The sequence below is a fragment of the Ruegeria sp. CDSA221 genome (genome assembly GCF_059611825.1).
On the sequence record NZ_JBXWPK010000024.1, the window covers coordinates 16,998 to 29,106 of the forward strand.

Annotated in this window: 13 protein-coding genes and 1 tRNA gene; 5 read left to right on the forward strand and 9 right to left on the reverse strand. The window is 57.3% G+C overall.

Annotated elements, in window-relative coordinates; all coding sequences use genetic code 11:
• Positions 1–59: 59 nt before the first annotated feature.
• The 5 genes from AC2FJ5_RS20865 to AC2FJ5_RS20885 all read right to left on the reverse strand — a co-directional run bounded on the left by AC2FJ5_RS20865 (position 60) and on the right by AC2FJ5_RS20885 (position 2,020).
• Positions 60–626 (reverse strand): hypothetical protein, encoded by a 567-nt coding sequence (locus AC2FJ5_RS20865; protein ID WP_282022427.1) that lies wholly within the window; start codon positions 624–626, stop codon positions 60–62.
• A 20-nt stretch (positions 627–646) separates the two neighbouring features.
• Positions 647–1,168, reverse strand: coding sequence for a hypothetical protein (locus AC2FJ5_RS20870; RefSeq protein WP_496794465.1), 522 nt, complete (start codon positions 1,166–1,168; stop codon positions 647–649).
• Positions 1,158–1,544: a hypothetical protein gene (locus AC2FJ5_RS20875; protein WP_271951870.1), complete on the reverse strand. Its 387-nt coding sequence runs from the start codon at positions 1,542–1,544 to the stop codon at positions 1,158–1,160. Before AC2FJ5_RS20875 ends, AC2FJ5_RS20870 begins: the two co-directional genes overlap by 11 nt.
• 185 nt (positions 1,545–1,729) lie before the next feature.
• The gene (gene ykgO / locus AC2FJ5_RS20880; protein ID WP_008562923.1) at positions 1,730–1,855 is read right to left on the reverse strand and encodes a type B 50S ribosomal protein L36; all 126 of its coding nucleotides are present in this window, start codon (positions 1,853–1,855) and stop codon (positions 1,730–1,732) included.
• A gap of 90 nt (positions 1,856–1,945) precedes the next feature.
• Positions 1,946–2,020 (reverse strand) — tRNA-Val (locus tag AC2FJ5_RS20885).
• A 148-nt stretch (positions 2,021–2,168) separates the two neighbouring features.
• On the opposite strand from AC2FJ5_RS20885, the gene AC2FJ5_RS20890 reads away from it, so the two are divergent.
• The gene (locus AC2FJ5_RS20890) at positions 2,169–3,029 is read left to right on the forward strand and encodes an N-formylglutamate amidohydrolase (protein WP_282022428.1); all 861 of its coding nucleotides are present in this window, start codon (positions 2,169–2,171) and stop codon (positions 3,027–3,029) included.
• Positions 3,030–3,031: 2 nt separating this feature from the next.
• Here the strand turns inward: AC2FJ5_RS20890 and AC2FJ5_RS20895 are convergent, their stop codons facing one another.
• Positions 3,032–4,285 (reverse strand): DNA polymerase IV, encoded by a 1,254-nt coding sequence (locus AC2FJ5_RS20895; RefSeq protein ID WP_496794466.1) that lies wholly within the window; start codon positions 4,283–4,285, stop codon positions 3,032–3,034.
• 371 nt (positions 4,286–4,656) lie between these two features.
• Positions 4,657–5,349, reverse strand: a complete 693-nt coding sequence (gene pyrF / locus AC2FJ5_RS20900) for an orotidine-5'-phosphate decarboxylase (RefSeq protein WP_496794467.1) — start codon at positions 5,347–5,349, stop codon at positions 4,657–4,659.
• A 139-nt stretch (positions 5,350–5,488) separates the two neighbouring features.
• On the opposite strand from pyrF, the gene AC2FJ5_RS20905 reads away from it, so the two are divergent.
• On the forward strand, positions 5,489–5,821 hold the full coding sequence (locus AC2FJ5_RS20905) for a hypothetical protein (RefSeq protein WP_142639515.1): 333 nt from the start codon (positions 5,489–5,491) through the stop codon (positions 5,819–5,821).
• A gap of 125 nt (positions 5,822–5,946) precedes the next feature.
• Positions 5,947–8,565: an ATP-dependent chaperone ClpB gene (gene clpB / locus AC2FJ5_RS20910; protein WP_496794468.1), complete on the forward strand. Its 2,619-nt coding sequence runs from the start codon at positions 5,947–5,949 to the stop codon at positions 8,563–8,565.
• Positions 8,566–8,619: 54 nt separating this feature from the next.
• On the opposite strand, the gene AC2FJ5_RS20915 is transcribed toward clpB, so the two are convergent.
• Both AC2FJ5_RS20915 and AC2FJ5_RS20920 read right to left on the reverse strand, forming a co-directional pair.
• The gene (locus tag AC2FJ5_RS20915; RefSeq protein WP_496794469.1) at positions 8,620–9,243 is read right to left on the reverse strand and encodes a class I SAM-dependent methyltransferase; all 624 of its coding nucleotides are present in this window, start codon (positions 9,241–9,243) and stop codon (positions 8,620–8,622) included.
• Between the two features lie 46 nt (positions 9,244–9,289).
• Positions 9,290–10,105 carry a cyclase family protein gene (locus AC2FJ5_RS20920; RefSeq protein WP_496794470.1) on the reverse strand — a complete coding sequence of 272 codons (816 nt, stop codon included), beginning with the start codon at positions 10,103–10,105 and terminating at the stop codon, positions 9,290–9,292.
• A 255-nt stretch (positions 10,106–10,360) separates the two neighbouring features.
• On the opposite strand from AC2FJ5_RS20920, the gene msrP reads away from it, so the two are divergent.
• Complete coding sequence (msrP, locus tag AC2FJ5_RS20925) at positions 10,361–11,263, forward strand: protein-methionine-sulfoxide reductase catalytic subunit MsrP (RefSeq protein ID WP_282027853.1); 903 nt, start codon at positions 10,361–10,363, stop codon at positions 11,261–11,263.
• 4 nt (positions 11,264–11,267) lie between these two features.
• A complete protein-coding gene (gene msrQ / locus AC2FJ5_RS20930; protein ID WP_496794471.1) occupies positions 11,268–11,891 on the forward strand; it encodes a protein-methionine-sulfoxide reductase heme-binding subunit MsrQ in 624 nt (207 codons plus the stop codon).
• Positions 11,892–12,109: the final 218 nt, after the last annotated feature.

The window sequence follows — 12,109 nt, forward strand, 5'->3', positions numbered from 1 at the left end:
CGCCGTCATGGCTGGCCTAGTCGTGTTGATTTAAAAACTGAAAGATCGAGAGATGCTGCTTAGCGCTTTCTCTGTCTTTTTTCAGGTTCAGTTGGAGACGGGTCCGGGACAGGTGCGGGGGCCGGCTCAGGGTCTGGATCGTCGGTCAACACCGGTTCTTTTTTTAGCATGACCTGTGTGACAGCTTCCATGTATTTCTGCAGCAGGACCGGCGGATCGGCCGGGGCCAGTTTGATGGTCAGCCTGCTTGCGCCTTCTTGGCTGTACGCATAGCGCGAGGAATAGCTGGCATTGACTTGCGCTGCGACAGGGCCCCAACCACCTTTGACCGAAGCGCTGCCCGCTTTTTCGGTTTGCTTGGTCATTGAGATCGCCATTTTGACCTCAATTTCGGCTTCTTGCACCGCGTAGAATGCGGGTAGAAAGCCCATGGAAACCAAACTGAATTCTTTGGGGGGGCCATTGGGATTGGACAAGTCCGGAAGCTGGATCTTCTGATCGGCCATGTATTTGGCGACATCTGTAGAATGTCGATCCAACTCGGTCTGCGACTCGGCAACGGAAAGCGCAAGCTTTTGAACCATTTCCGCAAACGGGACGTTTAGCAGTTCCTGCCCGATACTCATTTCCAATCTCCTCTGTTAATTCAGTCTTTCTCAATAATTTGCGTGGCGGTCCGCCTCCTGACGGAAAAAGTGACCTTGGATGCGTTCTGGCTGATCGCCTGTTTTCGGGCATTCGTCGCGATTTGGGCTTTGGTGCCGTCCTGGCCCAACCCAACAACCGCTTCGACTTTGACGTTGTCGATGGTGAAATCACTGCTGCCATCAGACCCGGCGAGGATCTGTTCACCCAGGGCTTGCGAGAATTCCTGCGCGTTGACGACCTGTGTGTCAGGATCGTCCGCTCCCATTGCCGCGCGGCCCTCGGCCATCGGGTTCATCACCGGGTTACCCGCGCCCATCAACATGCCGCCGCTGCCTTCTTCCAGATCGTCGATCCGTTCTTGCAGGTCGTTGATCGTCTCGAGCAGCGCGACTTCGCGCGCCTCCATTGCCGTCATGCGGTTTTCAAGTGACTGAAGCAGAGTGGTGAATGCCTCGGGCATCTCGGTGACGCGGACATCTATGGGCGCTCTTTTGGGGGTTTTGACTTTCTTAGTTGCCATCATTGCCATCCAAAGATCTGCTCTCATCTACGGGACCGGGCGCGAAACGCATTCGCATCGTGGACGCGCTTTTGGAATCGAGCGTGTCTGTCTGAGTCAGCTTCGGGCCAAAAATAAAGGTGCCAATCCTGCTGCGTTGGCCTTCTTCGGTGGAACTGCTCATCTCCATGACAACCTTCAGTTCCACGTCGACATCCTGCATGTGGTAAAAGACCGGCGGGATGCCCAGATCGCGCAGTTCCTGGGGGTAGTTCTTCAGCGCTTTCAGCTGATCAATGCTAAGCTGTTCGGCCGCCTGGGCCACACTGCGGCCTATATCGGCTACCATGTCGGTCAGAGTTGTTCCGAATATCTTGTCCAGATCATCGTTGGCCAATCCGACCTCCCGTCATAAAATCACGGAAAGCGTAGCACGAGATCGCCCTATCACAACGTTGAATCTTAGAACCGAACTTTCTGAGCGAATTCCTGCAGTTCCGTCCGCATTACATCTGGTTGAAATGCCGGACAAAAAAAACCGCACCCGAAGGCGCGGTTCTTTGAATTCAGTATGTGCAGTTCTTAGCCCTGACGAGCTTTGAACCGACGCTGCGTCTTGTTGATCACGTAGACGCGGCCTTTGCGACGCACAACCCGGCAATCACGGTGCCGGTTCTTGAGCGAGCGGAGCGAGTTCTTGACCTTCATGGGTCTGTCTCCAATCTGCGGCGCCTTCATCAAGGACGTGGCCAGCGCCTGGGTTTGCGGGTGCCCCGGAAATCCGAAGCAGTGAGTTCATGGTGGGCGGTACAAGGATCGAACTTGTGACCCCTTCGATGTCAACGAAGTGCTCTACCGCTGAGCTAACCGCCCATGAAACCGTCGCGTGGCCAACCCCATAACGAAATGGGGCGCGGAACCCCGCGCCGGTAGCGGGGTCTATAAAAGGAGTCGCAAAAGGGTTCAAGGGGTTTGGTAGAACTATTTTCCGGTCTATGTTTGGTGCGAACAAGGAGTCGCCATGCAAAACGCTGCTTACCTACTGGATATGCCTGCCAAGCGCACGTCCTGTGTGGTTTTTTCCTCTCCGCATAGCGGTCGAAACTATCCAAATGGGTTGATGAAGCGGTCGGTTCTCAGCCAAGATGTGATTCGTTCTTCCGAGGATGCTTTTGTGGATCAGTTATTTTCATCAGCGGCGGACCATGGTGCGCCACTGATTTCGGCGATGATGCCACGCGCCTATGTCGATCTGAACCGCAGCGCAGAAGAGCTGGATCCAGCCCTTATTCAGGGCGCGCGCCGCCAAGGCCATAACCCGCGGGTAGCGTCCGGGCTGGGGGTGATTCCGCGTGTGGTCGCCAATGGTCGAGAAATCTATCGCGGTAAGCTGACCATGGATGAGGCGCGTCTGCGAATCGATACCTGTTGGCGTCCCTATCATGCCCGGATCAAATCGTTGCTGGCAGAATCGCATCAGGAATTCGGGCAGGCGATTCTGATCGACTGTCATTCGATGCCGCACGAAGCCGTGGCCCTTGCGTCCACAGTCAATTCCAGACGTCCCGAGATCGTGCTGGGGGATCGGTTCGGTGCCTCTGCAGCGCCAGAGGTCGTCGAACAGATAGAGGCCGCTTTCGTCTCGGCGGGTCTGAGCGTGGCCCGAAATACGCCGTTTGCCGGGGCCTATGTGACCCAGACCTATGGACGCCCCAGCCGCCACCAGCATGCTGTACAGATCGAGATCGACAGATCCCTGTATATGGATGAAAGCAGGATCGAGCCGAATGACAATTTCGCTGCCTTCAAAGAGACCCTGGGCGAAATCATCATGGATATTGCGCGGATCGGGCCTGAGCCGCTGCAGCTTGCAGCAGAATAACCTCAGCGCAGGGCACGTCCTTTGACGATGGCATCCGTCCCAAAGCGGCGGCGAATCTCATCCGTTGCGCGTTCGGCCTGCGATCTGCGCGAGGCATCCGGGTCCAGCAGATCCCCTGAAATATCCGCCTGATCCTCGGGGCACAGATCCGACAGGCCACACCCCAACAGCCGATAGGGGCCCTGATCACCAACCTGATCGAACAGCGCCCGTGCTGTGCGATAGATCCGATCGGCGATCTGCGTGGCATCGCGAAGAGAAACGCGTCGTGTAATGAGTTTGTGATTGGCCCGTTTCAGTTTGAGCGTCACAACCCGCCCGGCCAGCCCCTTGGCCTTGGCCCGATCCGAGACTTTTTCGGCCATCCGCCAAAGGTGCCCATCCAGAATGTCGGCATTGGCCGTATCTTCAAAAAAGGTCGTTTCGTTGCTGATGGACTTCATCGGTTCATGTGCCGAAACCCGGCGCTTGTCCTGACCGCGGGCCAGATGCCACAGCCGGTAGCCCATGGAGCCAAACCGCGCGGTCAGATCCTCTTGATCCCAGCGCAGTAGGTCCGAGAACAAGCGTATGCCTGCGCGGTCCAGCGATTCCTGCGCCGCAGGGCCTATGCCCCAGATCAGGCGCACTGGCTTGTCGTTCAGAAACGCGGATGTCTCTTCCTTGCCGATCACCGAAAATCCGCGCGGCTTGTCCAGATCGGATGCGACCTTGGCCAGAAACTTGTTATGTGACAGCCCGATTGACCCGGTCAGCCCCAACTCGTCCTTCATCCGTTTGACCAATCGTGCAAGCATGACGGCGGGTGGAGCGCCGTGCAGACGTTGCGTGCCGGATAGGTCCATGAACGCTTCGTCCAGCGAAAGCGGTTCAACAATCGGCGTCAGCTCGTCCATCATCGACCTGATTTGGCGCGAAGCCTCGGCATAGACCGACATGCGCGGTTTGATCACGACAGCGTCGGGGCATAGTTGCAACGCCTTGAACATCGGCATTGCCGAACGGACGCCGCGAATCCGGGCTACATAACAAGCCGTAGACACAACACCGCGCTTGCCGCCCCCGATAATGACGGGTTTGTCGGCCAGCTCCGGATTGTCCCGTTTTTCGACAGAGGCGTAGAAGGCATCGCAATCCATATGTGCGATGGACAGGTCAAACAATTCAGGATGCGTTTTGATGCGCGGGCTGCCGCAGTCCGGGCAGCGGCGTTCCTTCCTCAGTTCTGTCAGGCAATCTCGGCAGAGGCCGGGCATTTTCTTTTCCCGTCTTCCATGCGGTCCGTAAGGTTCGGTGACTATATCATTCGCTTGCCACGGACAAAACCCGCGCATTGAGGGTAGGAACCAGATCTGCCAAAAGAAGGCCCCCCGCAAAGTGGCGGGGGGAGGTGACGGACCTCAGGAAGAGATGGTCCGCGGGGAGTATCACCTACTTAGATTCTCTCAAAATAGAATTTTTCGATAGAACCCAGTTCACACAGTGGAAACTCGCGTTTTGCATGTGTGTTTTGGGGCACAGGGACGATTTGGCGCGGATCGGGCGAAAAGTGACCTTAGGTCAACTGTTTGCGGGTTATTCTTGCAATAATTTTGCCTGATTTAGCCGGATTGCCCTAGTGTCGGGATTAGGAATTTAACTCTGCAAGCACCGCTTCTGCGGCGGCTTTAGGGTCTTGCGCCTGATAGATTGGGCGCCCGACGACGATGTGATCGGCACCATCACCGATGGCATTTGCCGGGGTTGCGACCCGTTTCTGATCTCCCAACGCGGCACCGGCGGGCCGAACGCCGGGTGTCACGATCAAGCGGTTTTCGGCTTGGGGCAGGGCACGGATCAGCGCGGCCTCTTGCGGGCTTGCGATGACGCCATCGGCACCCGCCTCCAACGCTTTGGCAGCGCGTTCGACAACCAGGTCCTGGACATCGCCCGCTTTCAGCAGGCTGGCATCCAGATCATCCCGGTTCAACGAGGTCAGGATGGTTACGGCCAGGATCTTGAGGTCTTTGCCAGACGCACCCTCTTTGGCGGCCCGCACCACGTGCGGGTCACCATGTACGGTCAGGAAATCCAAATCGAACTGTGCCAGACCGCGCACCGCATTTTCCACCGTATTGCCAATGTCGAACAGTTTCATGTCCAGAAAGATGCGCTTGCCTTGATCCTGCTTTAACTCGTTCGCCAGGGCTAGCCCGCCCCCTGTCAGCATTCCCAGACCGATCTTGTAGAATGAGACACTGTCCCCCAGCCGCTCGGCCAAGGCCAGACCGTCCAGGGCGTTGGGGACATCAAGGGCTACAATCAGGCGGTCATCGGACATTGGGGGCTCCTTTTTGGCAAACGTCTGCGTCCTAACGGTTTCGTGCGCTTCTGTCCATGCGCGCCTTGCGTGATTCAGATCACGGCAGAGGTTTCCGACTGTGCTATTATCGCGTTGTGCAACTGGGACGGAATTCGGAATGAGACAGTTTACGAAACCCACTATCGCAATCTGCGCGGGGCTGATGCTGGCCGGGTGTCAGGACATGGCGCTGGAAAAAGAGGCTGCTGATACAGTTCTGAGGTCTCCGACAAACGACAACCTCCGGCTGATTGGCGGTTATCGTTCGATGGATGATGACTGTCAGGTTACGGGGGAATCCGCCTTTACCGTGGATTTTCTGGATGACGCCGCCGATCTGGTTTCCTGCCCGACAGGCAGCGATGCGGCGCAATCGCTTGTCGATATGTACGGTGCGCGTTCTGTGGCGAAAACTGGGGGATATACAGTTTATTCTGTGCCGCGTCGGTAGGTTGGATTCTGTTGGCAGACCCCTTGAACCGCGCAAGATATTTCCCAGATTGAATGTGAGGCCCAGACCGACGCGCGCTGCCAGGCGGGCGCGTCAAAACCGGGCGCTTAGAGAAGGAGCAAAATATGGACTTGAACAAGTTCACCGAGCGGGCACGAGGTTTCGTGCAGGCAGCGCAAACGATTGCGATGCGCGAGGGGCACCAGAGGTTGACCCCTGAACATATACTCAAAGCCTTGATGGACGATGATCAGGGGCTGGCCAGCAATCTGATCACCCGCGCAGGCGGAGCGCCCAGCCGTGTCGTTAACGCACTGGATGCGTCCATGGCCAAAATTCCCAAGGTCAGCGGCGATGCGGGCCAGGTTTATCTGGATGGTCAGACCGCCAAAGTTCTGGATGAAGCTGAAAAGATCGCCACCAAGGCAGGCGATAGTTTCGTGCCGGTTGAACGTATTCTGATGGCGCTGTGCATGGTGAAATCCAAAGCCAAGGATGCTTTGGAAGATGGCGCGGTGACGGCGCAGAAACTGAACGAAGCCATCAATGACATCCGCAAGGGCCGCACTGCTGACACCGCATCGGCGGAAGATGGTTATGACGCGCTCAAGAAATACGCGCGTGACCTGACCGAAGCGGCTGCTGAGGGCAAGATCGACCCGATTATCGGGCGGGATGAGGAAATCCGCCGCTCGATGCAGGTTCTGTCGCGCCGCACCAAGAACAACCCCGTTCTGATCGGCGAGCCCGGCGTGGGTAAAACCGCGATTGCCGAAGGTATGGCCCTGCGCATCATCAATGGGGATGTGCCGGAATCGCTAAAGGATAAAAAGCTGCTCGCGCTCGACATGGGTGCGCTGATCGCAGGTGCGAAATACCGTGGTGAATTCGAAGAACGCCTCAAGGCGGTTTTGACCGAAGTGACCGAAGCCGCCGGTGAAATCATCTTGTTCATTGATGAGATGCACACGCTGGTGGGCGCGGGCAAATCCGACGGCGCGATGGATGCTGCCAACCTGATCAAGCCTGCGCTTGCCCGGGGTGAGCTGCATTGTATCGGTGCCACCACGCTGGATGAGTATCGCAAATACGTGGAAAAAGACGCGGCTTTGGCGCGCCGGTTCCAGCCGGTTGTGGTTCAGGAACCGACTGTCGAGGACACGATCAGCATCCTGCGCGGTATCAAGGAAAAGTACGAGTTACACCATGGTGTGCGTATCTCGGACTCGGCTTTGGTGTCGGCAGCGACCCTGTCGCATCGCTACATCACTGATCGCTTCCTGCCCGATAAAGCTATCGACCTTGTCGATGAAGCGTCGGCTCGCTTGCGGATGGAAGTGGACAGCAAGCCTGAGGAACTCGATCAGCTGGATCGTCAGATTCTGCAGATGCAGATCGAGGAGCAGGCGCTGAAGCTCGAAGATGATGCGGCATCGAAGGATCGTCTGGAAACCTTGCAAAAGGATCTGGCCGATCTGCAGGAGCAATCCGCCGAGATGACTGCACAGTGGCAAGCCGAACGTGACAAGCTGGCTGGTGCGCGCGATCTGAAGGAACAGCTCGACAAGGCACGGGCCGATCTGGAAATCGCCAAGCGCGAAGGCAACCTCGCCAAGGCGGGTGAGCTGTCCTATGGCGTCATCCCCGAGCTTGAGAAAAAGCTGACCGAGGCCGAAAACGCCGAAAGCAGCCAGATGATGGCCGAGGAAACGGTGCGCCCGGAACAGATCGCTTCGGTGGTCGAACGTTGGACGGGTATCCCGACCTCGAAAATGCTGGAAGGTGAGCGTGAAAAGCTGCTGCGGATGGAAGACGATCTGCATTCACGCGTGATCGGTCAGGATGCAGCGGTGACCGCCGTGTCCAACGCTGTGCGCCGTGCTCGTGCAGGTTTGAACGACGAAGGCCGTCCGTTGGGTTCGTTCCTGTTCCTCGGACCAACCGGCGTGGGGAAAACCGAGCTGACCAAGGCGGTGGCGAACTTCCTGTTCGACGACGACAACGCGATGGTGCGCATCGACATGTCCGAGTTCATGGAAAAACACGCGGTTGCCCGTCTGATCGGCGCCCCTCCAGGCTATGTCGGCTATGACGAAGGCGGTGTGCTGACCGAAGCCGTGCGGCGCAGGCCCTATCAAGTCGTGCTGTTTGACGAGGTCGAAAAGGCGCATCCGGATGTGTTCAACGTGCTGTTGCAGGTACTGGATGATGGTGTGCTGACCGATGGTCAGGGCCGCACCGTGGACTTCAAGCAGACGCTGATCATCCTGACCTCGAACCTCGGCTCTCAGGCGCTCAGCCAGTTGCCCGACGGTGCCGACAGTGCACAGGCACGGCGGGATGTGATGGATGCGGTCCGGGCGCATTTCCGGCCCGAATTCCTGAACCGTCTGGACGAAACGATCATCTTCGACCGCCTGAAACGGGGTGATATGGATGGCATTGTCGATATCCAGATGGCGCGCCTGCAAAAACGTCTGGCCGCGCGGAAGATCGAGCTGGTTCTGGACGACGGGGCTAAGGAATGGCTGGCCAACGAGGGCTATGACCCGGTCTTCGGTGCTCGCCCGCTGAAACGCGTGATCCAACGCGCCTTGCAGAACCCGCTGGCCGAGGCGCTGCTGGCCGGTGAGATCAAGGACGGCGAGACTGTACCGGTCACCGCCGGACCTGAAGGCCTGATCATAGGCGACCGGCTGGGCACATCCCAGCGCCCGCGCCCAGATGACGCTGTGGTGCATTGAACCTAAACTGATTGTTGAATGGACCCGCTTGACTGGTGGGTCCATTCTTGAAATTTACCCGCGTTTTTTCGCGACTAACCCCCGGCTTGTCCGAGAGGGTGGACCAGATGGGAAAGAATAGACCGTTTCGCAATCAAAACCTGCTTCATCCAGCAGCTTTAGGATTTCCGCGCGCTGAAACGTTCTATGTCGCCATTGCAACCAGATGATGGCGTTACACCAATGTGGCTTTGATACTACCAAAAACAGGCGACCACCCGGGCGTAGCAGTCTGTGAATGTCTTGCAATGCTTGGGACGGATCTGCACAATGTTCAATCACATGGGCCGCAAGAGCTACGCCTACGGGGTCTAGATTGACATTGCCTAGCCCCCCTTGGGCTAGTTCTGGTTCGACCCCCCGCGCCCTCAGAGCCTTTTGGCCTTGCCTGATCATCCCCGCGCTGGGTTCAAGTAAGGTTATCCTGGCCGGTTTTCCGTGGACCGCTACCCAGGCCTCGGCGAAGGACGCAGTGCCAGCCCCAATATCGACCACATGTGTCACGTCGTCAGCGACAGGCAATCCCGAGGTCAGGAATTCTAGGTAGCCATCATAGTACCCAAGCGCGCGCATCTTGTCCCGCCACCGGGGCGCGGCTGTATCATAACGATGCGTGATTTCGGCAATGGGTTTGGGCATCGGTCCGTGCTTTGAAGGTATGCTGTATCACTAGTGCATCGTGGCTTTAGACCAACGCGAAAATACGTGCCGGACCGCCGGTGCCGCCCGCATGTTTGGGTGCGCCGATGACCAGCGTGGCACCCGCCGCCGGAACCCGATCCAGACCCGCAAGGCATTCGATGCCAAACCGGCCCGAGGGCAGCCAGGCGTAATGCGTCGCGAAGTCGGCGGACATACCGTGATCAAGTGACAGTGTATCCACCGCAATCGACCGCGCGCCGGTGTCTTCCATCAACATCTGCGCCGCTTCGACGTGAAATCCGGGATAGTGCTGCGCCTCACCGTCGAAATTGCGGAACCCGTCCGTGGCGGTCTTGCCGGACCAACCGGAATGCATCGCTACGCAAGCGCCGTCGGGGATGTCTCCGTTGGCCGCAATCCACGCCTTCAGATCGTCCGGGGTAACGCGGGTGTCGGCGTCTTCGGCCGCGCGGGCGGCGATATTGACGACACAAAGCGGTGCAACCAGATCAGTCACCGGTATCTCATCGACCGACATACCATCCGCGGAAAAATGCAGAGGCGCATCTATATGCGTGCCGGTATGTTCGTTGATCGACAGATTGAACAGGTTAAAGCCGTGATCCGCGAAGTTGAACGCCTGTTCGGCGGAAATGCCGGGTTCGCCTCCCCAGGTCGGAAAGTCGGGGCTGAGCGTATGGGTCATGTCCTCGACCCCGCCATGACCTGCGGCCAGCGCTGCTGGTGCAATCGCTCCGGTGGTCGCAGCCGCAACGCCCGTGGCCGCAGCGGCCTTGAAGAAATTTCGCCGCGACAGCATCCTGTCTTTGACGGCATTCATAACGCAGATGTCACACATTCTTCTTCTCCCACTGGTGGATTTCAATCGTTGGATGGGTCGTCCATCTTTTCCCTTGTTGGTAATACCTGCGGCCCAGCCTGCATTTTTGAGGCCTGCGTTGTAAAGGTGGTGACCACAGGTGGTGCCGCGACAACAGCCTCACCCCCCCTGATACGTTACAAACTGGTCGCTCAATCGTGAGGCCTGTTTCCTTGGCTCTGTGCTATCAGCAGACTACCTCACCTCAGAGGATGTATGAAGACGGAGACTTAGATGGCGCATCGCTGGACCAACACATTGACACATGCCGATGTCACCCCCCGGGCGGCGTTTCTGAACCGGCGCCAGATGATGGCCGGGATGGCGGGTGTCGGATTGGCAGGGCTGGCGCAGGGGGCAGCCGCGCAAGAGGCGCTGGAGCCGAATACCTGGGAAGAGATCACCGGTTATAACAATTATTACGAGTTTGGTACGCGGAAAGAAGATCCTGCAAAATACGCCTATACTCTTGTTACTGAGCCGTGGAGCATCAAGATTGACGGTCTGGTGGACAAGCCCGGCGATTACAATTTCAAGGACATCCTGTCCGAAATGACCGTCGAAGAACGGATATACCGGTTTCGCTGTGTCGAGGCATGGTCGATGGTGATCCCTTGGAACGGGTTTGAACTGGCCGACCTGCTGAACATGGCCGGTGTTCAGGAAGGCGCCAAATACGTTGCCTTTGAAACCGCTTATCGTCCAGATGAAATGCCGGGTGTTCAGTATCCGGTTCTGGACTGGCCGTACCGTGAAGGTCTGCGGCTGGACGAAGCAATGCACCCGCTGACCCTGATGGCCACTGGTATTTATGGCCGGCCGATCCCGAACCAGAACGGCGCACCGTTGCGTCTGGTGGTTCCGTGGAAATACGGGTTCAAATCCATCAAGTCGATCGTTCGCATTACGGTGTCAGATGTTGAGCCGCCGACAAGCTGGAACATGGCCGGTCCGCGCGAATATGGTTTCTATAGTAACGTGAACCCCAATGTGGATCACCCGCGCTGGTCGCAGGCCTCGGAACGTCAAATCGGCGGTGGGCTGTTTGCCAAGCGCATCCCGACGCTCATGTTCAATGGCTACGAGGACGAGGTCGCCGGGCTTTACGAAGGCATGGATCTGTCCAAGCATTATTGAGAGTATGAGCGCGCTGAACCAGATATTCCGTCGGATCCCTGTTTGGGCCGTCTATTTGCTGGGGGTCCTGCCGGCACCCTGGCTGTTCTATCAAGGGCTGACCGGAGGTTTGGGTGCCGACCCGATTGAGGCTCTTGAGCATAAGTACGGCAAACTGGCATTGCAGTTTTTGATTGTTGTTCTGGCTATATCGCCCCTGCGCAGGTTTGTCGGCGTGAACCTGATCAAGTTCAGGCGGGCGCTGGGCGTTTTGACATTTATATATATCAGTCTGCATCTTTTGGTTTGGCTGGTATTGGATGTGCAGGCCCCCGGGCAGATCTGGGCGGACATCCTGAAGCGCCCCTATATAACTGTGGGTATGGCGGCATTTGTTCTGACGCTGCCACTGGCCGTGACGTCGAACAACTTTTCAGTACGGCAGCTTGGCCCGGGCTGGCGCGCGCTTCAGCGTTTGGTCTATCCGGCAGCAGTTCTGGGGGGCGTGCATTATGTAATGCAGGCCAAAGGATTTCAGATCGAACCCTTGATCTATTTGTTCGTGATTTTGGCTTTGCTTGCTTTGCGCCTACCGATCTCGACCCTGATGAGCCGATTCCGGGGTGCGATTCCGCCCGACTCGGCCTGAGTCTGCCGGTAAGCCTGTGCGAAACACTATTTTCCGTACGCATCTTGGCGGTTGGCCGCCGTATTTGGGCGCGGTTATACTTGTAAGTATTTGTTTTATTTCATTAAATAATTGTTTTGAAGATTTTCGAGAGTTTCGGGAATTTTCTGCTTGCGGTGTATGTTTGTAATGCTTAGAACCCCCTTCACCGGCGCTGCTGAGGCGCTTGTGACACACTG